Genomic DNA, 23,113 nt, shown 5'->3' with positions numbered 1-23,113 from the left:
CCGATGCGTTTGGCGATCCAAATGCGTCTGGGGATCATGCGAGGCCTGGCCGGCCTTCCTCCGCGTTGCCTCCAAGGGTGTCTACGCGGGTGGCGGCTCTATAGCGGAAGGCGGCGAGAGGCGCAAGCGGTTGGGCTGGAAGGCTTGCGGGGCGGGTTCCAGCACCGAAAGCATAAGCCGGAAATCCGATTTGCGCGAATGTAGGATCGGGCGGATCTCAGTCGTCCTGCGGCATGTAACCATCCCAAGGGGACCAACTATGAAACTGCTGTTCAGCCGCAATCCCAATCCTCGCCTCGCGGTCGCGACGGCGCGCCATCTCAAGGCTAAGATCGCGTTCGAGTTCGCATCGCCCATGGCGCCGGGGCAGGCCGAACGCCATCGCGTGCTCAACCCCAATCTGACATTGCCCATACTGGTGGGATCGGGATGGAGCCTGTGGGAGGCCGACGCCATCGCCTGCCGGCTTTCGCGCGAGGTTCGCTCGGATTTCTGGCGCGGCGGGGATGACGAGCCGGATATGATCCGCTGGATCAGCTGGGGCAAGGAACGGTTCGCTTTCGCCTGCGATATGGTGCATTTCGAGCGCGGGACCAAGCAGCGCTATGGGCTCGGTCCTATCGACCAGGCGCTGGTCGAGGAGGGGCTGAGGCAATTCCATAAAGCCGCGGCGATCCTCGAGCCCGAGCTTTCGGGACGCGAGTGGCTGGTCGGCAATTCAATCTCCTATGCCGACTTCCGCATGGCGACGTTCCTGCCTTTCAACGACGTCGCCGGATTGCCGCTCGCCGACTACCCGGCGATCCGGCGCTGGTACGGCCGGCTGGAGGCGATCGACGCCTGGCGCGACCCATTCCAGGGGCTGGAGGCGCCGCAACTGTCGCCGGTCAAGATAGAGGCGTGACCGGCATCCCCTGAGCCCGTCCAAGGCGCCCGGGACGCAAGCTTGTCCGGTCGCGCCCGCTCTCTTGTTCAGCACATCTCAGACGGCGTCGACCGCAAGGCCGCCGTTCAGCGCGTCGCGCAACGCCTGGATCTGCCGGTTCAAGGCATCGAGTTCAGCCAGTTTCATGCCTGACCGCTCGATCAGCGTCTCGTTCAGGCAATTGCATTGGACGAGCAAGGCTCGTCCGCCGGGGGTCAGGTCGACCTGCACCTGGCGCTCGTCCGTCTGGCTGCGCTGGCGGGTGACAAGCCCAGCCTGCTCCATTCGCTTCACCAGCGGCGTGATGGTGCTCGATTCGAGGGCGAGCCGATGCGCGATGCTGCCCACCGACATGCCATCCGTCTCTCCCAGCGCATTGAGCACGAGATATTGCGGATAAGTGATCCCCATCTCGTCCAGCATGGGCTTGTAGGTGCGGTTGATCGCCAAGCTGGTGGCGTAGAGCGTGAAGCAGAGCTGATTGTCCAACGGGAGAGGCACGGCGCATTCCTTTTGCCGACTGAGCATCTATTGCATACCACGAAAAATGATATCGCGATAAATAATTTCATGGACAAGGCTCCCGACCTCCGTTACGAGATAGTTATCGCGATATTGTTTATCGTGACATCGATAAAAGGAGATTGAGATGACCTCGCAGACCAAGTCGGGTTCGGGCAGCGGCACGATCACCACCAAGGACGGAACACAGATCTTCTACAAGGATTGGGGGACTGGCCAGCCTGTCGTCTTCCACCATGGCTGGCCGTTGAGCAGCGACGACTGGGACGCCCAGATGCTGTTCTTCCTGGCACAGGGTTACCGCGTCGTCGCCCATGACCGACGCGGCCATGGCCGTTCGAGCCAGACCGATACCGGCAACGAGATGGACACCTATGCCGCCGACGTGGCCGCGCTCACCGCGCATCTCGGCCTCAAGGACGCTATCCATGTCGGTCATTCGACGGGCGGTGGCGAGGTCGCGCGCTATGTCGCGCAATATGGCGGCGGAGGACGCGTCGCCAAGGCCGTGCTGATCGGTGCGGTGCCGCCGATCATGCTGAAGACGCCGGCCAATCCCGGCGGCCTGCCGATCGAGGTGTTCGACGGTTTCCGCGCTGCGCTGGCGGCCAACCGCGCCCAGTTCTTCCACGACGTGCCGGCCGGCCCGTTCTACGGCTTCAACCGTCCCGGTGCCCAGGTTTCCGAAGGCGTCGTCGACAATTGGTGGCGCCAGGGCATGATGGGTGGCGCCAAGGCGCATTACGACTGCATCAAGGCGTTCTCGGAGACCGACTTCACCGAGGACCTGAAGAAGATCGACGTGCCGGTGCTGGTCATGCATGGAGACGACGACCAGATCGTCCCGATCGCGGACTCCGCGCTGCTTTCGGTCAAGCTGCTCAAGAAGGGCGAGCTCAAGGTCTACAAGGGTTTCCCGCACGGCATGGCAACGACCCATGCGGATGTCATCAACGCCGACCTGCTGGCGTTCTTCAAGGCCTGAGCCTGCTTGCCGGAAACACGAAAGCACCCGCCCTCTGGCGGGTGCTGCAGGGAGGATGAAGCTCGAAATCGTGCCTGCTGCTTTCTGCTAGAGCGGGATGGCGTTTCGTTGAATCGCCGTCTCGATCTAACTCGTTGTTGGAGCATGATCTTTCTCCGAAAACCGGTTCCCACTTTTCGGGATCATGCTCTAGGGCTGTCGTCCCCGACCGGGTTTACCGAGGAGGCGCGCGAATTTGCGCCCCACTCTCGACCGCAGTTGCGCTCGCCAATCGGGGATGTCGCCCAAGGATATACTGTCTGCAGCCTTGGCCTTTCGCGCGAGCCAGGTGACATCGACGATTGCGCTGCCGATTGCGAGCAATCGGTTCGTCAGCATCTGCTCGTTGAGGATCGCCCTTGCCTTGCTCTCGAAAAGAGGCAGCGTTTCGTCCGTGAGATCGAACCGGGAGTGCCATCCAGGGCCTTGCCCGGTACCGGCTCCGGTAAGCCATCCAATCAACAGCTGTCTATAGGGGCGCGAGACCGGTGCGTCTTCCCGGAAGGGCGAAAGCGGATTCCCGCTGAAAATCGGCGCGCCATCGGTCACGCCGACCATCGATCCAAGCGCCTGCAAATGCCTGGGCCGCATCAGGATGAACGAGCTGCGGAGCCAAGCCTGCGAGGGAATTCCAAACATCGACACGGGCTCATTGAAGAAATCGATGTGGCCGAGCACCGCATTCAAGCCCGACAGATGCCGCACGACGTCCTGGTCGATCAGCTTGAGATGGTCCGGCGTGTATTCGGCGAATGCAGACGTAGCGAGATGGACCAGGTCATAGCCATTCACCCGTTCGCCGATGTGGGCAATGCCGCTGTCCCAGGCGGAGAATTCCCAGCTGGAGTTGGAGCCCCCGATCAATTCGACTTCGCGATCAAGCTGGACGCTCCGACCTTCCGGCAGGCAATTGTCGATCACAAGCGTGTGGTGCGCCATGTCTGGCATTTGCGCGGCAAACATCGCCTTCAAATCCTGCAGCGCGGTGGGATATCTGGCGGTGCCATGGCGCGCCAGAAGCGTCAGGATTCGCAACTTGGAAGGATCTCGTCCGTTGCCCGACGTCAAATGCTTCCTTCCCCTTCAGACCGAGCTGATGCTCTCACATTTGCAATCGCCAAGGCTTATCTTGGGCGCACCTGGCATCCATCCACCAACATAATGTCCAGACTGGGCGTCCAATGGTAGTGTCCCGCTTAAATTGGGGGCCAGAGAATGATTGCGACGTTGAGACGGCCACTTCATGCCGGCGGCCTGGCCATCACGTCGATCCGATGAGGTATGTTTCGCTTGGAACGTTTCCGATCCGGCGGCCGGTCCATGGCGGTCAGTTGAGGGTGAATGCCGTCCACAGGGTCTTGCGGGGTTGCGGATGGGAAACACGCCATGTCGTGGTCACTCCCAACCGCGGCGCCAGACGGGAAATGGAGGCCGGCGATCTTTTCATCGAGATGCCGCGCAGCTTTCGCAAGAAGATGGCCCGGCGCAAATGGCGTTCCGATGTCGCCGCCGCTGAATTCATCGCAGGCAGCAAGTCCCATCGCCGCGAAATCGCAAGATTTCTCGACGGCTTCAGGCCGGATGTCATCGCCCTGGAGCAGTGCTGGCTTTGGCCGGCCTTGAGCGAGTATGTTGAAACGTGCTCGCCCGAGGCACGCTTTTCAATCGTGTACAGTTCGCACAACGTCGAACAGGAAATGCTGGCGCAGGAGGCCATCGCCGGCGCGGAAATGGACCTCTGGAGTGCTCAACGCGCGGCAGACATCGAGCCCGATCTTGCCGCAAAGGCAGACCTGATCGTCGCCGTCAGCGAGCAGGATGCAACCTATTTCCGCAAGCTCAATCCAAGCGTGGTGGTCGCCGCCAACGGCATTTGGCCGCGGGAAATGCCTATCGGCCTCGATCGTTGGGCGTCGCGGTTCGCCGGCCTGCGCACGGCGCTGTTCGTCGGCTCGGGCCATCCGCCCAACGCCCGCGGTTTTCTCCAGATGACGGGTCCGGACCTCGGTTTCCTTTCAGCCTCGGAGCGGATCGTGGTGGTCGGCGACGTTGCCGACCAGATACGCAACGATCCCGGATTCCCGCGGCACGGTGGCGCCGACAAAGCACGGATCGAGCTGCTCGGCGTGCAGGACGGCGCGACCCTCAGCGCGCTGATCGAGCTTGCCGATGTCGTGATGCTTCCGATCCTTGAGGGCGGCGGCACGAACATCAAGACCGCGGAAGCGCTGTACAATCGCAAGCCCGTCGTGGCGACGACTTTCGCGTTGCGCGGCTACGAGCAATTCAAGCATTGGCGGAATGTCCGGCTGGCCGACAGGCCGGATGACTTCCGGGATCTGCTGGTGCAGGCGCTCAGAAGCGAACCGGAGGAGCTGAAATCGGCGGATATCGCGCAGCTCGATACGCTGCTTTGGACTTCGACGCTTCGGCGGCTTTCCGAGCAGTTCGCAGCGCTGCCGAGGCGGCAACGCCAGGCGACGGCGAACGCGGCCAATGGCCGAGGCCGCTTTCTTCGCGGCCTTCTGCGGCGCCTGGGTTTGATCGGAAAGAGCTGATCTCGTGCGCAAGGGCGCCGAGAAAAGAACCTGCGTTTTGGGCAATGCAAGCGCTGCGCCATGAGATGCCGCCGGATCCGGGACCTTCAAGGTCTCAAACCCGGCGGCGATTATAGGCTGAACGGCGGCTTGGCCGCCGATTTCGCCGGCTCAGGCCTTCCGCGCTTCCTTCATGTCGGGCAGAAACACGGTCAGCAGGCCGAGGAAGGGCAGGTACGAGCAGATCTGGTAGACGAAGTCGATGCCCTTCATGTCGGCGACGACGCCGAGCACCGCGGCGGCGATGCCGCCCATGCCGAAGGCGAAGCCGAAGAAGATGCCGGCGATCATGCCGACGCGCCCCGGGACCAGTTCCTGCGCGAAAACGACGATGTTGGAGAAGGCCGACGACAGGATCAGGCCGATCAGCACGGTGAGCACCATCGTCCATTCCAGATTGGCGTAGGGCAGCGCCAGCGTGAAGGGCAGCACGCCGACGATCGAGAACCAGATCATCGCCTTCTGTCCATAGCGGTCGCCGAACGGACCGCCGAGCAGGATGCCCAGCGCCGAGGCGCCGAGGAACAGGAACAGCATCACCTGGCTCATCTGCACCGAAACGCCGAACTTATGCATGGCGTAGAAGGTGTAGTAGCTGGAGAGCGAGGCGATATAGGCGTTCTTGGTCAGCACCAGCAGCGTCAGCACGGCCAGCGCCCACATCACCTTCTTGCGCGCGAAGGGCGAGACATGGGCGGCCTGCTTGCGGGTGGCCAGCGAGGCGCGCAGACGGCTATACCAGCCGCCGACCTGCCACAAGACGACGATGCCGATCAGCGAGCCGACGGCGAACCAGGAGATGCTGGTCTGCCCGAACGGCACGACGATGAAGGCGGCGAGCAGCGGGCCCATGGCCTGGCCGAAATTGCCGCCCACCTGGAACAGCGATTGCGCAAGGCCGAAGCGGCCGCCAGATGCAAAGCGGGCGATGCGCGAGGATTCCGGATGGAAGATCGCCGAGCCGATGCCGATCAGCGAGGCGCCGATCAGGAGCAGCCAGTAATGGCCGGCATGGGCGAGCACCACCAGGCCAACCAGCGACGAGGCCATGCCCCAGGGCAAGGAGTAGGGCATCGGCTTCTTGTCGGTGATCATGCCGATCACCGGCTGCAGCAGCGAAGCCGTCACCTGGAAGGTGAAGGTCAGAAGGCCAATCTGCCAGAAATCGAGACCGTAATTGTCCTTGAGCAGCGGATAGATCGCCGAAAGCAGCGACTGCATGATGTCGTTGACACAGTGGCAGAAGCTCACCGCAAGAATGACGGTGAAGGCCGTCGCCTGCGCCGAGATGTTGCTTGCCGGCGCCGGTGCGGCGACGGAGGTGGCGGTCGTATCAGTCAAGGCAATGCTCCGTAGTCTTGTTGGAGCATGATCTTGTCCGAAAACCGGTTCCCACTTTTCGGGATCATGCTCTAGGCGGCGAACCGCAGGCGGCCTTATAGGCCTGTTGCCAAGCGACTTCTTTCGTGGTTTGGTCCAATAGTTTCGCAAGTGGGCCACATCCGATGCCAAATAGCCGGGAGATATTCAGAGGCGACGCCGCCGAGCTCGGCCGGCTGCATGAAAGCCGCTGGCAATGGCTGGAACAGGCCGTCGGGCCGGCGGTCGCGCTGCCGACCGAATATCCGGACGGCTATCGCGTGCCGCAGCACCGCCACAGCCGCAGCCAGCTGCTGCACGCGCTGGTTGGCGTGGTCCTGGTGACGACCAGGCACGGACGCTGGATGGTGCCGCCCGACCATGCGATGTGGATACCGGCCGGCACCGAGCACGCCGTCGAGATGCTCGGCGACGTCTCGATGCGCTCGGTCTATGTGATGCCGGACGCTATTGCCGGCCTGCCGGAAGGCTTGCGCGTCGTCGGCATCACCGAGCTGATGCACAGCCTGATCGTCGAATCGGAGAAGCTGCCCCAGGGCGGCGAGCTCGAAGGGCGTGCCGCGCTCGTCATGGGACTTTTGCTGCACGAGATCCCGAGCCTGCCGGAACGGCCGCTCGGCCTGCCTTTCCCGTCCGATCCGAAGCTCGCGGCGCTTTGCCGGCGCTTCGTGGCAGCCCCTTCACCGCATGCGACGATCGACGAATGGGCGGATGCCGCGGGCATGAGCCGCCGCTCCTTCACCCGCGCCTTCCATCGCCAGACCGGGCTGTCGCTGTCGACCTGGCGCCAGCAGGCCTGCCTGTTCGCGGCGCTGCCGAGGCTTGCCGACGGCGAGCCGATCACCAGAGTAGCGCTCGATCTCGGCTATGACAGCGTGCCGGCTTTCATCACCATGTTCAAGCGCATGCTCGGCGCTTCGCCGCGCGGCTATATGCGCGGCGCGCGCGATGCCGGTGAAAACCCGCGCCGAACAGGCGGTCCGATCGCCGCGTGAAGCAGCGCCCGCGGTATTGAGCGGTTCGCCCGTTCTCAGCACAGGTTCTATTTTCCAAATACTGATTGCGAATTGCAATCAGTTGTGCTCTTTTTGCTGGAGGCAAAAATCGGAGGAAGCCTAGTGGCGACGATCGTCTATGCCATGCTGACATCGCTGGATGGCTACATCGCCGGGCCGAGCGGAGACATCGACCTGCCTGTTCCCGAGGAAGAATTGCATCGGCATTTCAACGACGAGATGCGACGGACATCCATCGCGCTTTGCGGGCGCAGGATGTATGAAACCATGCGCTTCTGGGACAGCCCGGAGCGCGAGATCGCCGCTGAAGACGTCGAGCGGGATTTTGCCCGCGCCTGGCGAGAGACGCCGAAGGTCGTGTTTTCGACCACGCTTCAGGAGGTTGGGCCGAATGCCCGTCTGGTAAAGGGTGATGCGGAGGTGGTGGCAAGGACCCTCAAGGCGGATACGGATGGCGAGATTTCCGTCGCTGGCGCCGAGCTTGCCGGGTATTTTGCGCGTGCCGCGCTGATCGACGAGTACCGGCTTTACGTGCATCCGGTCGTGCTGGGCGGCGGCAAGCCATATTTCCGGTCCGGCCTGTCGCTGGCGTTGAAGCCGCTCGGCACGGAGCGCCTTGCGCAAGGGGTGACGCTGCTGCGCTATGCGCCCGCGGCGACCAGTTTTGATTAATCGAACAGGCTCGACACCGATTCTTCCGTGGCCGTGCGCGAGATCGCTTCGCCCATCAGGTCGGCGATCGAAATGACACGGATATTCGGCGCGTCGAGTACGCCCTGCGTCGGCTGGATGGAATCGGTGATCACCAGTTCCTGCAGCTTCGATCCGGCGATGCGGGCAACGGCGCCGCCGGAGAGCACGCCATGGGTGATGTAGGCGGTGACGGAGGTCGCGCCATTGGCGAGCAGCGCGTCGGCCGCGTTGCAAAGCGTGCCGCCGGAATCGACGATGTCGTCGATCAGCAGGCAGTCCTTGCCGGCGACGGCGCCGATGATGTTCATGACTTCCGATTCGCCAGGGCGCTCGCGGCGTTTGTCGACGATGGCGAGTTGCGCGTCGAAACGCTTGGCCAGCGCGCGCGCCCGCACCACGCCGCCGATGTCGGGCGACACGACGACGACGTTGCCGAGCTGCTTGTACTTGGCTTTCACGTCGCGGGCCATCACCGGCACCGAGAACAGATTGTCGGTCGGGATGTCGAAGAAACCCTGGATCTGGCCGGCATGCAAATCGAGCGTCAGCACGCGGTCGGCGCCGGCGCGGGTGATCATGTTGGCGACCAGCTTGGCCGAGATCGGCGTGCGGCCGGAGGCGCGGCGGTCCTGCCGCGCATAGCCGAAATAGGGGATGACCGCCGTGATGCGTCGTGCCGAGGAGCGCATGAAAGCGTCCATCATGATGAGCAGTTCCATCAGATGGTCATTGGTCGGATAAGAGGTCGACTGCAGGATGAAGACATCCTCGCCGCGCACGTTTTCCTGGATCTCGACGAAGATTTCCTGGTCGGCGAAGCGCCTGACGCTGGCCTTCCCCAGCGGGATGTTGAGATAGCGAGCGACCGCTTCGGCCAGCACCCGGTTGGAATTGCCCGCGAAAAGCTTCATGCACCGTTCCTGGTGAAGGATGGAGAGGCCGGAGAGACTCTCATAAGCCTTTTATGCGGGCTTTTAGCGGGCCGGGCCGGTATTGCAAGCCTCGTTGTGGGGAATCCTTCCGGCGACCGCAACAAACACGGAAAACATCGCAAGCCGGCAACAGTTTGGCCGGCAACAGTTTGGCCGGCAACAGTTCGGTCAACCGGCGCCGCCGCCGAGCCAGGCGGCGAACTGGTCGATCGTCTGGTCGGCGATGGCCTGCATGGTCGCAGGCGCCACCGTGGGCCAGCCCTCGCCGCTGCCGGCCGCAGGCGCCTTCTGCTGGCCATTGATGCGGTGCAGGCGATTGCCGGAAGGGTCGTAGATGTCCCAGACATAGATCACGGTCGTGTCCTTGCCCTCGGACATCGTCGAAAAATAGCCTTTCAGCACATGCGTAGCCGTCTGGTCCGTGCTGCCGACAAGCGTCAGGCCGCGCTGCCGGGCTCGGGTCTGCAGTTCCGCCGTCAGGGGCGCCGCGGCCTCCACCGTGGCGCCGACGATCGGCGCCACCTGCAGCCGCGTCCTGGCGAGGGCGGCGGTCTGAGCCGGCGTTGCGCGTGTCGCGGGCGACACTGCGGTGGAAGGCGCGGGCGAAGGAGCAGGCGCGGTCGTGGTCGGAGACGTGGCCGTTGTCGATGAGCCCTGCGGGGCAGGCAAAGACTGGGCCGAACTCGCCGTCGGGGTGATGGCCGAAGGTTCCAGTACGTCCTTGGCGTTGGTGCAGGCGCCAAGCGCCAGCGCCGCAAGCAATGACACGGTCGTCACCTGCGATCGTCTCATTGCCTGAAAACTCCCTACTGGCGAACGCCCCCGCGTGAACCAACCATTATGGATTCACTGCACGATCAAGTCGAGATCATGGCGCGACAGCGGCTTCGGCGCCGATTCCGTGGTGAGGTAGGTGCGGCCAAGCGTCATTGCGCTCTCGGTCTCGGAGTCCATGATGATCATATGCGCGAACAGCGTCATATTGGGTGCGATCGGTTCCGTGTTGCCCTGGTAGAACATCGGCATGTCCATCCAGGACGGCGTGAAGCGGGCGCCGACCGAATAGCCGCAGGCATTCAGCCGATGCTTGGTCAGATTGTGCGCTTCGAGCGTGCGGGCATGCGCGTCGAAGACATCGCCGAACGTGTTGCCCGGCGTCATCGCCTTTTCGACCGCGAGCAGGGCGGCACGGGAAGCGTCGAACAATTCCTGGTGACGTTTCGACACCTTGCCGGTCAGCACGGTGCGCATCATGGGAGCATGATAGTGGTGGAAGACGCCGGCCCATTCGAGCGTCAGCTGGTCGTTCTTGGTGAGCTTGCGGCGGCCGGCCTTGTAGCGGCAGAGCAAGGCATCGGCGCCGGAGCCGATGATATACTCGTTGGCGGGATAGTCGCCGCCGCCGGCAAAGACCGCGCCCTGCATGGCGGCAAGGATGAGCCCTTCGTCGCCGCCCTGCTTGATCAGGGGCAGGGCGGCTTCCAGCGCGTCGTCGGAAAGATTGGCGGCCTTTTCCGCCTTGGCGATTTCGGCCGGGCTCTTGAACAGGCGCAGGCGGCCAACGATGCCGGAAGCATCGGCGATCTGGCCGAAGGTCTGCAATTGCTCGTCGAGGCGCCGGCCGTTGTAGGCGGTCAGGCCGTGGGTGTCGTATTCGACGCCGATGCGGGCACCGAGCAGATCGAGGTCGTTGAGCAGGTTGCGCAGGTCGATCGCCGGGTTGGCGCCCTGACGATCGGTCCACAGCACGATGTTTTCGATGGTCGAGGTATGACGCGCCTGCCTGAGATCGGCCGAACGGGTGAGCAGCACCATCGAACCGTCGGCCTTCACCACCAGGCACTGGAAGAAGCAGAAGCCGAACGTGTCGTAGCCGGTCAGCCAGTACATGCTCTCCTGCGCGAACAACAGCACGGCATCGAGCTTCTTCTCGGCCATCTCGATCAGCAGCCGGTCGCGCCGCGCGTCGAATTCCGATCGTTCGAAATGCAGCGCCATTACTCTTTCTCCAGGACGATTGCCGAAACCTGGCGCCCGTAATCCGCTTCCTTGCGGTGTGTGGTGCGCCGGTAGGAATAGAAAAGGTCTTCTTCCGCGTAAGTGCAGCGGCCAAGGCCCTCGGCGGTCACGCCGGCCTTGCGCAGCCGGTCGACCGTATATTGGTTGAGGTCGAACATCGAGTGGCCGGCGGTCGTCGATGGCCTGAAATAGCGGGGGTTGTCGGCATCGGCCTCGACGAAGCGGGCGACGAATTCCGGCCCGACCTCGTAATTGTCGGGGCCGATGGAAGGACCGAGAACGGCCACGATGCGCTCGCGGCGGGCGCCGAGGCCTTCCATGGCAAGGATAGTGTTCTCGAGCACGCCGGTGAAGGCGCCTTTCCAGCCCGCATGGGCGGCACCGATGATGCGCGCCTCGGCATCGGCAAACAACACCGGCCCGCAATCGGCGGTCGAGGCGCCGACGGCGATGCCCGGACGGTCGGTGACGATGGCATCGGCCTTCGGGCGAGGGCCCGGGAAGGGTTCCCTGGCCACAATGACATCCGGCGAGTGGACCTGGTGCGCTGTCAACAGGTGATCGGCCGGCACGCCCATCCAGTCGGCAACGCGTCGCCGGTTCTCGGCGACCAGTGTCTGATCGTCGCTGGAGCCCGTGCCGATGTTGAGCCCCCGATAGATGCCGTCGGAGACGCCGCCGATGCGGGTGAAATAGCCGTGGCGCATGCCTTGCGCCTTTTCAAGCAGCGGCGAGCGTACTGGATCTGGTCTGGTCTGATTCAGCATGGCTGGGTTTGTCGTCCGTGCAAGGCGGTTTCGTCAAGGCGAAGTTCGGACGACAAAGAGGGCCAGGCGGCAGGACGCGCCTGCCGGCTCAAGCAGCTCTCGTCGCCGGTAGGATCGTCATAACCTTGAAAAGCTCGCCCATCGCGTCGGGGCCGGCCAAGCGTTCGACCGCATCGGAGATGGCTTGACGGGCTTGCTCATCAGCGTTCGCACCGAGCGCGCCGGCGCGCTCGATCAAGCCCATGCCAAGCAGGAATTCTCCCTGTGTCGTCATCTCGACACGAAGCCCATGAGGATGGACCGCTGTCGCAAGGGCGGCGAAATCGACATGCGATGTGAGATCGGCCTCGCCGGGGCCGGCCAGCACGTCTTCACGCCGATGCCGGCGCAAGGCCTGCAAGGTGTCGCCGATGCCAGGCTGCATATGGCCGTAGTCGATAAAGAGGCCCGCGCCGCCCTGGGCAGCGATACGCGCCGCGATCGCCGACATCAGTGCTACACGGGCCGGCGCCACTTCGGCGATCGCGCCTTCGGGCGCGTTGGAGGCATCTTCGGGCAACAGCGTGGGGTCGAGCGAGCCCGCGCCGGCAAAGAAGCGCAGCTCGTCATTGTCGTCGAGGCCGACCATGCGCTCGCGCCAGCTTTCGCCGACATGCACGAACTGCCGGATCGGCACTGCGTCGAAGAGTTCGTTGCCGACGATGAACAGCGGCTGCCGCGGCAGCGTGTCGATGGTCTGATGCCAGTCCAGCTTTGCGTCTTGGCCGGCAAGCGTCTCTCTTTGGATTTCGACAAGGCGCGGGCTGGTCTCGATGAGGGCAAACGAGGCCTTGCCGGTAAGTGCCGGGTCGAGCTGCGACCAGGTGCGCAGCATGTCCTTCATCAAGGTGCCGCGGCCGGGACCGATCTCGGCGAAGGTCGCGGGCAATGGCTGGCCGGCACCTTGCCAGGCCCGGTAGAGCCAGACCGCGACGAGCTCGCCGAACATCTGGCTGATCTCGGGCGCGGTGATGAAGTCGCCGGCGGCGCCGAAGGGTTCGCGCGTCGTGTAGTAACCGGCGTCGGGATCGAACAGGCAGAGCGCCATATATTCGCTGACCGGGATCGGCCCCGTCGCGCCGATCAGGCCTTTGATGCGCTCCTTCAACCGGGTCATGCCGTCCGCGGTTGCGCCATCGGCTTTGCGGTGACCATGGCCCAGATGCCGGCGAGCACCATCGGCGTGGACAGGATCATGCCCATGGTCAGCCAGTTGGTGCCGAGCAGGTAGCCGAGCTGCTGGTCGGGCTCGCGGAAGAACTCGACGAAGATGCGCGACAAGCCGTAGCCGCAGATGAAGGCGCCGCCGACGAAGCGCGGCGTTTTCAGCTTGAGGCGCGAATGGGTGAGGAAGCGCAGCACCAGAAACAGCACCAGGCCTTCGAGCAAGGCCTCGTAGAGCTGGCTAGGGTGGCGAGTGAAGGGCCCGCCATTGGGAAATTCGATCGCCCATGGCGCTTCCGAAGGCCGGCCCCAGAGCTCCGAATTGATGAAGTTCGCGACACGGACCAGGCCCAGCCCAACCGGCACGCCGGCCGACACCACATCGAACAGCGTCCAGGTGTGGATGCGGCGCTTGAGCGAAAACAGCGTCATGGCGAGAATGACGCCGAGAAGGCCGCCATGAAACGACATGCCGCCCTGCCAGACGGCGAAGATGTCGAGCGGATGCGCGATGTAGCGCGGCAGGTCGTAGAAGAGCACGTACCCGGTGCGTCCGCCGAGCACGACGCCGATCGCCGCCCAGACGATGAAATCGTCGAGGTCCTCGGGCTTCATCGGCAGGCGGCCGTCCGGCCAGAGGCGAGAATTGGTGACGAGGCGCTTGGCGTACCACCAGGCGAACAGGATGCCGACGATATAGCCGACGCCGTACCAGTGCACCGCGAGCGGCCCGATGTTGACGATGACCGGATCGATGTTGGGGAAGGGCAGGGAGGCCAGCGGCAGCAGGAAATATTCGCTCAAACTGGGGTCTCCCGGTTGCGGTCGTCTGTCGGGCGCGGACCATGCGGCAGGGTTTTGGCAGGGTCAAGGCAAGGTGGTGATTGCCTTGATTGTCACAGAGGTGGTCTTAAACCGGTGGCTTGCCGACGACAATTTGTCTTAGAGCGTCGTTGATCCTGTCCTGCCAGCCGGCACCATCTTCCTGGAAGTGGTCCAGCACAGCTCGATCGATCCTGATCGAAACAAGCTCTCTGACGTTTGGCGCGGTGGCGGGCTCGCGAATCGGGGTCGCCGGTTTTTTGACTGGCTTGAAGGCGGCTTCCGCGGCGGCCATCGGATTTGTCGGTCGGCGTGGGGGCGTTGCCATTGGTTGACCCTGGACTGAAGAGCGCTGAAGCAATACGCAACACACTAGGCGATTGGGTGCCCTCAAGTACAGTCTGGGGCGCTTGCGGAGCTTTGCATAAGGCAATTCACCGCCATGCGCCATAGCAACGCACAGGACCCATCAACCCGTAACGTTCTTGCATTCCGCGGCGCTCGCCACTACCTCAAAACGACAAAGCGAGGATCTGCCATGTCGACCGGACCGAACCGCATTCTCGATGAATTCGCAAAGATCATGACCGATGCCGCGGGTGCCGCGCAGGGCGTGCGGCGCGAAGTGGAGACGGCGTTCCGGGCTCAGGCCGAGCGCATGCTGAACTCCATGGATATCGTGCAGCGCGAAGAGTTCGAGGCCGTTCGCGAGATGGCGGTCAAGGCGAGGGAAGACAACATCCAGTTGGCGACGCGCGTCGAGGCGCTCGAGGCCAAGCTTGCCGAACTGACCGGACAAGCCGCACCTACGGGTGCTGCAAAGCCCCGCGCAAAAAAATAATCGTTAAACTTTTCCACATAGCGCGATCCGAAAAATCGCTTTGCCGTGAATCGCTTACCGGCATTGCATGAATCTCTGTGACAGCCACCTTTCCACATGCGGATGACGCAGTGCGAAAAATTGGGCTGTTCACGCGACTCCCGATCAATAGACTGAATTTGTTGCATGATTCGAAGCAGGGTCATGCGCCGGGCGGTGGGGTCCGGTTGGGTCTTTGCGTTGGGAAGTCCTGACCGTCCGAGTTCTAGACAAGATTGTTCGTCGTGTGTGCCCCGCGGAGCGTGTGGCGCTCCCCTGAACACAGGAAGCATTCATGGAACTCCTCGAACTCGAATTCTCCCGCGAAATCCACCCGGTGGATGTCATCGAGCAGGTGGCCCACAACAACGACTGGTCCTTCGAGCGCGCCGGCGACGACGAGATTTCGATTTCGGTGGCCGGCAGCTGGACCGATTACCATGTCTCCTTCTCCTGGATGGAGGATTTCGAGGCGCTGCATCTGGCCTGCGCCTTCGACATCAAGGTGCCGGAAACGCGCGCGCTGGAAGTGATGCGGCTGTTGTCGCTGATCAACGAACAGATGCTGTTCGGCCACTTCGATCTGTGGGAACAGGAAGGCGCGATCATGTTCCGGCAGTCGCTGCTGCTTGCCGGTGGGGTCGAGCCCTCGAGCCAGCAGGTCGAGGTGCTTCTGTCGTCGGCGTTAGAGGCATGCGAATGCTATTTCCAGGCCTTCCAGTTCGTCGTCTGGTCGGGTACATCGGCCAAGGACGCGCTCTCCAGCGTGCTCTTCGAGACCCATGGAAACGCCTGAGCCAGGCCGATATCGCCGATGAGTTCCAGCAGCGAGCGCAAGTCCGAGATCAGCTTTGCCGATTTCGACCGTATCGACATCCGTGCCGGCACGATCGTCGAGGCGGAGCCGTTTCCGGAGGCGCGCAAGCCGGCGATCAAGCTGAAGATCGATTTCGGTCCGGCGATCGGGGTGAAGAAGTCGTCGGCGCAAATCACCAAATACTACGCGCCGGAAATGCTGATCGGCCGCCAGGTCTTCGCGGTGGTCAATTTCCCGCCGCGCCAGATCGGCCCGTTCATGTCGGAGGTGCTGACGCTCGGCTTTCCCGATGAGGAAGGCGCGGTCGTGCTCGGCGCCATCGAACGCAAGGTGCCGGACGGCGGGCGTTTATTCTAGGACGAGCCTGGGGCGACCTGGAGCCAGCTGATCCTGATCGGCGCGCTTGCTTGGCATTCCCAGCGCTTCGTCGACCACGTCGAGGAACATTTCGGCGCAGGCCTGCCAGCTGTAGCGCATCGCGCGCTGGCGTGCCTCGGCGCGATCGACGTGAAGCGCCTTCATCGCCGCCTCGCCCAGATCGTTCGATACGGCCCCCCCGACGCCATCGCCGACAATGTCGATCGGGCCGGTCACTGGATAGGCGGCGACGGGCGTTCCGCTGGCCAGCGCCTCGATGATGACGTTGCCGAAGGTGTCGGTGCGGCTCGGAAAGACGAAGACGTCGGCCGACGCATAGATCTCGGCCAGCTCGTCGTTCGGGCGGTGGCCGAGGAAATTCGCTTTGGGATAGCGCGCCTTGAGCTTTGCCAGCTCCGGTCCTTCGCCGACGATAACCTTGCTGCCGGGCAAATCGAGATCGAGGAAGGCGGCCAGGTTCTTTTCGATCGCGACGCGGCCGACGCACAGGAAAACCGGGCGGGGGAAGCCGGTTTCCTTGCGCTTGTCGGGCCGGAAATGGTCTGTGTCGACGCCGCGTGTCCACGGCCTCAGCTTGTTGAAGCCACGCGCCGCGAGATCGTCCGCCAGCGATTGCGTCGCGACGAGCGTGCCCTGTCCCGAATTGTGGAAGTCGCGCAGCCAATTGTAGGCCCAGCTCTCCGGCACCGGCAGGCGGGCGCTGAGATATTCGGGAAAGCGTGTGTGGTAGCTGGTGGTGAAGGGGCGGCCAATCCTTCGGCAATGGCGGCGCGCCATGATGCCGAGCGGACCTTCGGTGACGATGTGGATGTGGTCGGCCTTGGCGGCGTCGATCATACGCGCGACATGGCCAGGCGTCGTCAATGCGAGCCGGATGTCGGGATAGGTCGGCATCGGCAAGGTGTAAAAGAGGTTCGGCGTCAGGAAATCGAGCTCGACGTCGAAAGGTTTCAGCGCCTCGGTGAGACGTTCCAGCGTGTGCACCACGCCGTTGATCTGGGGCCGCCATGCGTCGGTGACCATCAGGATCCGCATGGCGATCCCGATGCGCATGACGGTCCTTTGCCGCGATAGTTCCTGGTCGCGCCGGCGTGGTGCCGGAACGGCAGCCAGGCAGCAGCTCGCGCCTCGCTCCAGCGCACCCGGGCGGGCACGGGATCGAAGCGGGGCGGCAGGGCCGAATCAACGAAGGTCGCGCGCTTCATGCGCGCTCTTGACCATGATTTCATGACGGGCGGATGAAGCTGCTTTTTTGATCGAGCATGATCTTATCCGAAAACCGGCTTTCACTTTTCGGGATCATGCTCGGGCTAGGCAGGAACCTTGATGACGGCGCGCAGGCCGCCGAGCGGGCTGTCCTCGAGACCGATGTCGCCGCCGTGGCTGCGGGCGATGTCGCGGGCGATCGACAGGCCAAGTCCGGTGCCGCTGGCGTCGAGGTTGCGCGCCTCGTCGAGCCGCAGGAAAGGCTTGAAAACCTCTTCGCGCTTGTCGGGCGCGATGCCGGGGCCGTTGTCGTCGATGATGACCGTGAGCGAGCCGCGACCGTGATTGGCGTGGACCTCGACGGTCTTGGCATAGCGGAAGGCATTGCCGATGACGTTCGACAGCAAACGGGCAAAGGCGTTCGGCCGCACATGCACTGTCGGATCGCCGGTCAGCGCCGTCGTGAGCTTGCAGCCGCGCAATTGGGCTTCCTCGCCGAGTTTCTGGAAATAGGTTTCGAGATCGAAACGGCCGGTATCCTCCGCCCCCTCGCCGCGGGCAAAGGAAAGATAGCCCTCCAGCATCGACTGCATGTCGTCGATGTCCTGGTTCAGCGCCGCCTTGGTCTCGGATTTGCCGCCGGCCAGCGCCAGTTGCAGCTTGAAGCGGGTGAGGATGGTCCTGAGGTCGTGGCTGACGCCGGTCAGCATCGCGGTGCGCTGCTCGATCTGGCGCTCGATGCGCTCACGCATCTGGATGAATGCGAAGCCGGCGCGACGGACTTCCTCGGCGCCGCGCGGGCGGAAATCGCGCGGCATCGGCCGACCCTTGCCGAAACTCTCGGCGGCCTCGGCGAGCGTCAGGATCGGCCTGATCTGATTGCGCAGGAAGGGGATGGCGATCATCAACAGCACCAGCGAGGTGCCGACCATCCAGATCAGGAAGATGTGGGTGTTGGAGGCATAAGCCTGGCTGCGCCGCACGAAGACGCGCAGCACCTTGCCTTCAAGCTGGACGCGAACCTCGACGACGTTGGAGTTTCCGACCGTGTCGATCCAGAACGGACGGTTGATCTGCTTCGTGATCTCCGACGACAAGGCCTCGTCGAGGATCGAGAAGAACGGTTTCGGGCCGGGCGGCGGCAGCGGATCTGGCGGCAGCAGATCCACCTTCAACTGCATGCGGTCCTGGGCGATGCGGATGATGTTGGCGTAATCGGCATCGTGCGGATAGGTCTCCATCATGTCGATGACGGCCGCTATGTCCGAGATAGTCGCCTGCGACAGGCGCTGCGTGACCGTCTGCCAATGGCGCTCCATGAAGACGAAGGCGACCACCGACTGCAGCAGGATCATCGGCGCGATCACGATGATCAGCGAGCGGGCGTAAAGCCGCTTCGGCATATAGAGCGCGACCAGGCGCCAGAACCGGTTCCAGGCGCGCGGCATCGCCCTCAGCGTCCGCAATGCGAGATCGCCGAGACCGCTTCCTTTCGGCTTGTCCAGTTGCGTGGTCGCCATTCGCCCTTCCGCTCGTCGATGGCCTATTCAGCAAAGGGCCTTCGACGGTAACTTATTCGACGCTGAGCCGATACCCAATACCGCGCACCGTCTGCAGCCACACCGGATTGGACGGATCGCGCTCGATCTTGCGGCGCAGCCGGTTGATCTGCACGTCGATGGTGCGCTCGCCGACATCCGATTCATCGCCCACCAGCTCATGGCGCGGTATGGTCTCGCCCGCCCGCGCAGCGAAGATCGCGAGGATCTCCTGCTCGCGGTCGGTCAGCTTAAGCGCCTCGCCGCCGCGCTTCAATTCGCGCTTGGCGATCTGGAACGTGTAGGGCCCGAACACCAGCTGCTCCACCTTCGGCGTCGCCGCCGGGCCGCCACGGCGCAGGATGTTGTTGATGCGCAGGATCAGCTCGCGCGGATCGAACGGTTTCGGCAGGTAGTCATCGGCGCCGGCCTCCAGCCCGGTGATGCGGCTGTCGGTTTCGGACAGCGCCGTCAGCATCAGGATCGGCACGTTCTTCTCGGCCCGCAGCGCCTTGGTGAGGTCGACGCCGGTTTCACCCGGCATCATCACGTCGAGCACCAGAAGGTCGAAGTCGAGGCCGGCGAGCTTGCGCCTGGCCTCGCCGGAATTGCCGGCCACGGTGACGCGAAAACCGTTCTCGGACAGATACTGCTTGAGCAGGTTGCGGATACGCGTGTCGTCGTCGACGACCAGGAGATGCGGCGCGTCATCGTCGGGCGCTGACGGATGATCAACCTTCTCAATGGTCTCCATGGTTCTTCCCCGATGTTTGCGCAGGCACAATGTCGATCTGCGCTCTTAGTTCCGGATTGACCATCGCTTCCAGGAAACGCTCGATCGTGGCGCGTTCGGTGGTTCCGGAATCCTCCAATGCCGCACGGATGCGGCGTGACTGTGGCCGTGCCAGCGCCAAGGCCAAGGCGCGACCCTTGGCGGTCGGATAGAGCTCGCGCTGCCGGCGGTCGCGCGGACCCTGCACCTGGACGATATGGTCGGTGTCGATCAACTGCTTCAAAACCCGCGCGAGGCTCTGCTTGGTGATCTTCAGCACATCGAGCAATTCGGCGACGGTGAGACCCGGCCTGCGGTTGACGAAGTGCAGCACGCGATGATGGGCGCGGCCGAAGCCGTAATCGGCCAGGATCTGGTCCGGATCGGAGGTGAAATCGCGATAGGCGAAGAAAAACAGCTCAATGATGGCGAAGTCGATGCCGTCCTCATCGGCGATCGCCGTCCTGATCGGTTTACCGGCTGCGGGGCTCGTCATCATTTCTCCATGCGAGGCGGGGAATTATGTCAGTACTATTGACGTAATTTCCGGACAATGATAATTTTTGACAAGCTTTTCGGCGGATTGCGAACGAAAAGGCAAGGGGAAGCCGTTTTTCTGGAACTTCCTGAGTTTGCCACGGATTGAATATCCGCCTACGCTTTCAAGCATTGGCCAGTCTTTCGGATCCTGTGGCGGGGCCGGTACGAAAGGCTTTAAGACACAACGATTTGCGGGCACTCGCCCGCGGGAGGTTTCCATGGCATCCGTTCCCTTCGATCAATTGGACGGCTTCATCTGGATGAATGGCGAGTTCGTCAAATGGGCCGACGCCAAGATCCATGTGCTGACCCATGGCCTGCACTATGCCAGCGCCGTCTTCGAGGGCGAGCGCGCCTATGGCGGCCAGATCTTCAAGCTGACCGAACACAATGAGCGCCTGCATGAATCGGCGCGCCTGCTCGGCTTCAAGATTCCCTATCCGGTCGCCGAGATCGACGAGGCCTGCCGCACGCTGTTGAAGAAACAGGGTTTCCAGGACGCCTATGTGCGCCCGATCGCCTGGCGCGGCAGCGAGCAGATGGGCGTTTCGGCGCAGAACAACCGTATCAACTGCGCCATCGCCATCTGGCAATGGCCGAGCTATTTCGACCCCGCGCAGAAGCTCAAGGGCATCCGTCTCGATGTCGCCGAATGGCGCCGGCCGGATCCGCGCACCGCGCCGTCCAAGTCGAAGGCCGCGGGCCTCTACATGATCTGCACGCTGTCCAAGCACGCCGCCGAGGCCAAGGGCTACGCCGACGCCATGATGCTCGATTGGCGCGGCCAGGTGGCGGAAGCCACCGGCGCCAACATCTTCTTCGTCAAGGACGGCAAGATCCATACGCCCACGCCCGACTGCTTCCTCGATGGCATAACCCGCCGCACGGTGATCGGCCTGGCGAAGGACCGCGGTTTCGAATTGATCGAGCGCGTCATCATGCCGGAGGAACTCGAAGGTTTCGAGCAGTGCTTCCTCACCGGCACCGCCGCCGAGGTCACGCCGGTTTCCGAGATCGGTCCATACCGATTCGAGGTCGGCGAGATCGCCAAGACGTTGATGAATGACTATTCCGCCGCGGTGCAGCCGAAGCACGCAATCGCTGCAGAATAGCGATAGTCACAGCTTTTTTGTGCAATAGGGGCGGTTTTCGAGCCGCCCCTTTTATTTAAGCGCCCGCGCATTTGACTTTCAAACAATTCAGCGTCTCATGATGGCGTCGGCCCGAGGAGGCTGGCGGCTAAGGAGGGACTAGTTACATGGACAGCAACACGATTATCCAGATCGTTGTACAGGTAATTGCCGGCGTTATCGGTGGCCAGGCGGTTGGCGCGGCGTTGAAGCAGGCGGCGATGGGCCAAGTCACCAAAATCCTCGGCGGTGCGATCGGCGGCGTCGGCGGCGCGGCCATTCTCGGCAGTTTGCTCGGCGGCGGCGGCGTTGACGCGGCAGCGGCGGCGGGTGGCATCGGCAGCGCGCTCGACCTGAAGAACCTCCTCGGCGGCGTTGGTGGTGGCGCGATCCTGACCGGCATCATCGGCGCGGTCATGAATGCGATGAAGAAATAGGCCCGGTTCTTTCGGACCTTTGCCATGGGCGGCCTCGGCCGCCCATTCCTTTTGGGAACATGGCCGGCAGCCTCGGCCGCGCATTTCCTCCCGAAGTTCGGACAATGGTGGACGAGGTTCGCCGGGCTGTCTACATCAGGCGACACTTCGAAGGAAAGCGGTGGGGAAGGAAAGCCATGGGTCAGCTCAATGCCAGCATCGCGCCGGTCACGCCCTTCCAGCAGAACTGCACAATCCTGTTCGACATGGACGACAGGAATGGCGTCGTCGTCGATCCCGGCGGCGATGTCGACAAAATACTGTCGGTGCTGAAGGACAATGCCATCACCGCCGGCGCGATCTGGATCACGCACGGCCATATCGACCATGCCGGCGGCGCGATGGAACTGAAGGATGCGCTCGGCATCGACATCATCGGCCCGCACGAGGCCGACAAACCACTGCTTGCCAATCTCGAGAACCAGGCCAAGCGCTTCGGCCTCACCGACCCGGTGCGCAATTGCGTGCCGGACCGTTTTCTGACCGAAGGCGAGGTCGTTTCCTTCGGCGGCCATCGGTTCGAGGTGCTGCATTGCCCGGGGCATGCGCCGGGCCATGTCGTCTACTACAACCGGGCGTCCAAGTTCGCGCATGTCGGCGACGTGCTGTTCCGGGGCTCGATCGGGCGCACCGATCTGCCCGGCGGTGACCATGCCGCGCTGATCGCCTCGATCAAGGACAAGCTTCTGCCGCTTGGCGACGACATCGGTTTCATCTGCGGCCATGGCCCGGGCAGCCGCTTTGGCGACGAGCGGCGGACCAATCCGTTTCTGACCTGACCCCGCAGGCAAAGAAAAAGCGCCGCTGGAGGCGGCGCTTTTGCCCGGGGCAGGGAACCCTCGTTTCTTAATTGGCAACGCAGAAATGCTGGGCGCCATCGTTGCCGGTGAAGGTGCCGGTGCGCGAATTGAAGCTGCGATAGCGATCCGAGCAATACTCGTACCAGCCGCGGGTCCACGGTTCGGCGTAGCGGTCGGCATAGACGACACGCGGCTGCTGCACGTAGTAGCGACGCACCGGCCGGTCGACATAATAGCCGTCATCATAGGCCGGGTCGTAGTAGCGCGGCCCAGGGTTGCTGAGCGCACTGCCGATCAGGGCGCCCGCCGCGAGGCCGACGACGCCGGCAGCAAGGGCGTCACCGCCGTGACTACGATGATGGTGCCAGCGCCAGTCGTCGGCATTGGCCGCCGAGAAGGTGGCCAAGGTGGTCGCGGCAATGCCAACGCTCAGGATGGCGGTCTTGAGAAAGCTATTCATTTTCGGTCTCCTTCGCGCCGGCCCGCGCATTTTTTCGGGGGATACGGACCGGCTTTAGCAAAGGTTAATAGAAGACCGTGGCTGAACGGAGGCTGAACGGAAGTCGGCGCAAACGATTTTTCGTGGCTTGCCGATTTTCAAGCCCGGGCGACTTTTGGAGCCTAGGCCGTAGTGACGATTTAAGGAATTGGGATTCCCACAGGCCGGCAAATCAGATTCAACACTGATTTTTGGGGA

At 63.1% G+C, this 23,113-nt stretch carries 26 protein-coding genes; 11 read left to right on the top strand and 15 right to left on the bottom strand.

The annotated features are described in order from the left end of the window. Window positions 1-259 precede the first annotated feature (259 nt). The gene (locus tag FJW07_RS21345; protein ID WP_140858689.1) at window positions 260-904 is read left to right on the top strand and encodes a glutathione S-transferase family protein; all 645 of its coding nucleotides are present in this window, start codon (window positions 260-262) and stop codon (window positions 902-904) included. A gap of 78 nt (window positions 905-982) precedes the next feature. Here FJW07_RS21345 and FJW07_RS21340 read toward each other — a convergent pair whose 3' ends face one another. After that, window positions 983-1,426 (bottom strand): MarR family transcriptional regulator, encoded by a 444-nt coding sequence (locus FJW07_RS21340; RefSeq protein WP_140645769.1) that lies wholly within the window; start codon window positions 1,424-1,426, stop codon window positions 983-985. A gap of 148 nt (window positions 1,427-1,574) precedes the next feature. Between FJW07_RS21340 and FJW07_RS21335 the strand changes: the two genes are divergently transcribed. Continuing rightward, a complete protein-coding gene (locus FJW07_RS21335) occupies window positions 1,575-2,432 on the top strand; it encodes an alpha/beta hydrolase (RefSeq protein WP_140858688.1) in 858 nt (285 codons plus the stop codon). A gap of 189 nt (window positions 2,433-2,621) precedes the next feature. Here FJW07_RS21335 and FJW07_RS21330 read toward each other — a convergent pair whose 3' ends face one another. Further along, window positions 2,622-3,539, bottom strand: a complete 918-nt coding sequence (locus FJW07_RS21330; protein WP_246680835.1) for a hypothetical protein — start codon at window positions 3,537-3,539, stop codon at window positions 2,622-2,624. A gap of 113 nt (window positions 3,540-3,652) precedes the next feature. On the opposite strand from FJW07_RS21330, the gene FJW07_RS21325 reads away from it, so the two are divergent. Beyond that, window positions 3,653-5,029: a glycosyltransferase gene (locus tag FJW07_RS21325; RefSeq protein ID WP_140858687.1), complete on the top strand. Its 1,377-nt coding sequence runs from the start codon at window positions 3,653-3,655 to the stop codon at window positions 5,027-5,029. Window positions 5,030-5,179: 150 nt separating this feature from the next. Here the strand turns inward: FJW07_RS21325 and FJW07_RS21320 are convergent, their stop codons facing one another. Next, window positions 5,180-6,409, bottom strand: a complete 1,230-nt coding sequence (locus FJW07_RS21320) for an MFS transporter (protein ID WP_181166801.1) — start codon at window positions 6,407-6,409, stop codon at window positions 5,180-5,182. 164 nt (window positions 6,410-6,573) lie between these two features. On the opposite strand from FJW07_RS21320, the gene FJW07_RS21315 reads away from it, so the two are divergent. Together FJW07_RS21315 and FJW07_RS21310 are read left to right on the top strand one after the other, a co-directional pair. Further along, complete coding sequence (locus tag FJW07_RS21315) at window positions 6,574-7,443, top strand: helix-turn-helix transcriptional regulator (RefSeq protein ID WP_140647565.1); 870 nt, start codon at window positions 6,574-6,576, stop codon at window positions 7,441-7,443. A gap of 123 nt (window positions 7,444-7,566) precedes the next feature. Next, the gene (locus tag FJW07_RS21310; protein ID WP_140858686.1) at window positions 7,567-8,136 is read left to right on the top strand and encodes a dihydrofolate reductase family protein; all 570 of its coding nucleotides are present in this window, start codon (window positions 7,567-7,569) and stop codon (window positions 8,134-8,136) included. On the opposite strand, the gene FJW07_RS21305 is transcribed toward FJW07_RS21310, so the two are convergent. From FJW07_RS21305 to FJW07_RS21275, 7 genes are all read right to left on the bottom strand, one after another. Then, entirely contained in the window at window positions 8,133-9,068 is a 936-nt protein-coding gene (locus tag FJW07_RS21305; RefSeq protein WP_126059768.1) for a ribose-phosphate pyrophosphokinase, read from the bottom strand. The genes FJW07_RS21310 and FJW07_RS21305 overlap by 4 nt on opposite strands. Before the next feature lie 189 nt (window positions 9,069-9,257). Next, a complete protein-coding gene (locus FJW07_RS21300) occupies window positions 9,258-9,881 on the bottom strand; it encodes a hypothetical protein (RefSeq protein WP_140858685.1) in 624 nt (207 codons plus the stop codon). Window positions 9,882-9,935: 54 nt separating this feature from the next. Continuing rightward, window positions 9,936-11,087 carry a Xaa-Pro peptidase family protein gene (locus FJW07_RS21295; protein WP_140703900.1) on the bottom strand — a complete coding sequence of 384 codons (1,152 nt, stop codon included), beginning with the start codon at window positions 11,085-11,087 and terminating at the stop codon, window positions 9,936-9,938. Continuing rightward, a complete protein-coding gene (pgeF, locus tag FJW07_RS21290; protein ID WP_140858684.1) occupies window positions 11,087-11,875 on the bottom strand; it encodes a peptidoglycan editing factor PgeF in 789 nt (262 codons plus the stop codon). The genes FJW07_RS21295 and pgeF overlap by 1 nt, the downstream gene beginning before the upstream one ends. Before the next feature lie 88 nt (window positions 11,876-11,963). Next, window positions 11,964-13,031 (bottom strand): class I SAM-dependent methyltransferase, encoded by a 1,068-nt coding sequence (locus tag FJW07_RS21285; RefSeq protein ID WP_140858683.1) that lies wholly within the window; start codon window positions 13,029-13,031, stop codon window positions 11,964-11,966. Next, the gene (lgt, locus tag FJW07_RS21280; RefSeq protein ID WP_140858682.1) at window positions 13,028-13,882 is read right to left on the bottom strand and encodes a prolipoprotein diacylglyceryl transferase; all 855 of its coding nucleotides are present in this window, start codon (window positions 13,880-13,882) and stop codon (window positions 13,028-13,030) included. Before lgt ends, FJW07_RS21285 begins: the two co-directional genes overlap by 4 nt. 106 nt (window positions 13,883-13,988) lie before the next feature. Next, window positions 13,989-14,228, bottom strand: a complete 240-nt coding sequence (locus FJW07_RS21275; RefSeq protein WP_140858681.1) for a BrnA antitoxin family protein — start codon at window positions 14,226-14,228, stop codon at window positions 13,989-13,991. A gap of 210 nt (window positions 14,229-14,438) precedes the next feature. On the opposite strand from FJW07_RS21275, the gene FJW07_RS21270 reads away from it, so the two are divergent. The 3 genes from FJW07_RS21270 (at window position 14,439) to FJW07_RS21260 (ending at window position 15,933) form a co-directional block, all read left to right on the top strand. Then, window positions 14,439-14,741, top strand: a complete 303-nt coding sequence (locus tag FJW07_RS21270) for an accessory factor UbiK family protein (RefSeq protein WP_140647557.1) — start codon at window positions 14,439-14,441, stop codon at window positions 14,739-14,741. Between the two features lie 313 nt (window positions 14,742-15,054). Next, the gene (locus FJW07_RS21265; protein WP_040989643.1) at window positions 15,055-15,555 is read left to right on the top strand and encodes a YbjN domain-containing protein; all 501 of its coding nucleotides are present in this window, start codon (window positions 15,055-15,057) and stop codon (window positions 15,553-15,555) included. Window positions 15,556-15,573: 18 nt separating this feature from the next. After that, window positions 15,574-15,933, top strand: coding sequence for a tRNA-binding protein (locus tag FJW07_RS21260; RefSeq protein WP_140858680.1), 360 nt, complete (start codon window positions 15,574-15,576; stop codon window positions 15,931-15,933). On the opposite strand, the gene FJW07_RS21255 is transcribed toward FJW07_RS21260, so the two are convergent. The 4 genes from FJW07_RS21255 to FJW07_RS21240 all read right to left on the bottom strand — a co-directional run bounded on the left by FJW07_RS21255 (window position 15,925) and on the right by FJW07_RS21240 (window position 19,966). Then, window positions 15,925-16,989, bottom strand: coding sequence for a glycosyltransferase family 1 protein (locus FJW07_RS21255; RefSeq protein ID WP_140858748.1), 1,065 nt, complete (start codon window positions 16,987-16,989; stop codon window positions 15,925-15,927). The two genes, FJW07_RS21260 and FJW07_RS21255, sit on opposite strands and share 9 nt — an antisense overlap. A gap of 275 nt (window positions 16,990-17,264) precedes the next feature. Then, window positions 17,265-18,680 carry an ATP-binding protein gene (locus tag FJW07_RS21250; RefSeq protein WP_140858679.1) on the bottom strand — a complete coding sequence of 472 codons (1,416 nt, stop codon included), beginning with the start codon at window positions 18,678-18,680 and terminating at the stop codon, window positions 17,265-17,267. 52 nt (window positions 18,681-18,732) lie between these two features. Beyond that, a complete protein-coding gene (locus tag FJW07_RS21245) occupies window positions 18,733-19,452 on the bottom strand; it encodes a response regulator transcription factor (RefSeq protein ID WP_095766537.1) in 720 nt (239 codons plus the stop codon). Further along, window positions 19,439-19,966, bottom strand: a complete 528-nt coding sequence (locus FJW07_RS21240) for a MarR family transcriptional regulator (RefSeq protein WP_140647554.1) — start codon at window positions 19,964-19,966, stop codon at window positions 19,439-19,441. Before FJW07_RS21240 ends, FJW07_RS21245 begins: the two co-directional genes overlap by 14 nt. Before the next feature lie 262 nt (window positions 19,967-20,228). Here FJW07_RS21240 and FJW07_RS21235 point away from each other — a divergent pair, with 262 nt between their 5' ends. From FJW07_RS21235 to FJW07_RS21225, 3 genes are all read left to right on the top strand, one after another. Continuing rightward, window positions 20,229-21,122 carry a branched-chain amino acid aminotransferase gene (locus FJW07_RS21235; RefSeq protein ID WP_140653382.1) on the top strand — a complete coding sequence of 298 codons (894 nt, stop codon included), beginning with the start codon at window positions 20,229-20,231 and terminating at the stop codon, window positions 21,120-21,122. A 146-nt stretch (window positions 21,123-21,268) separates the two neighbouring features. Then, window positions 21,269-21,577 carry a hypothetical protein gene (locus FJW07_RS21230; protein ID WP_140647552.1) on the top strand — a complete coding sequence of 103 codons (309 nt, stop codon included), beginning with the start codon at window positions 21,269-21,271 and terminating at the stop codon, window positions 21,575-21,577. 176 nt (window positions 21,578-21,753) lie between these two features. Then, the gene (locus FJW07_RS21225; RefSeq protein WP_140858678.1) at window positions 21,754-22,395 is read left to right on the top strand and encodes an MBL fold metallo-hydrolase; all 642 of its coding nucleotides are present in this window, start codon (window positions 21,754-21,756) and stop codon (window positions 22,393-22,395) included. A gap of 67 nt (window positions 22,396-22,462) precedes the next feature. On the opposite strand, the gene FJW07_RS21220 is transcribed toward FJW07_RS21225, so the two are convergent. Then, on the bottom strand, window positions 22,463-22,876 hold the full coding sequence (locus tag FJW07_RS21220) for a BA14K family protein (protein ID WP_140647550.1): 414 nt from the start codon (window positions 22,874-22,876) through the stop codon (window positions 22,463-22,465). Window positions 22,877-23,113 lie beyond the last annotated feature (237 nt).

The sequence above is a fragment of the Mesorhizobium sp. B3-1-9 genome (assembly GCF_006439595.1).
Taxonomy (GTDB): domain Bacteria; phylum Pseudomonadota; class Alphaproteobacteria; order Rhizobiales; family Rhizobiaceae; genus Mesorhizobium.
This window is presented reverse-complemented; position numbering and strand designations above follow the sequence as displayed.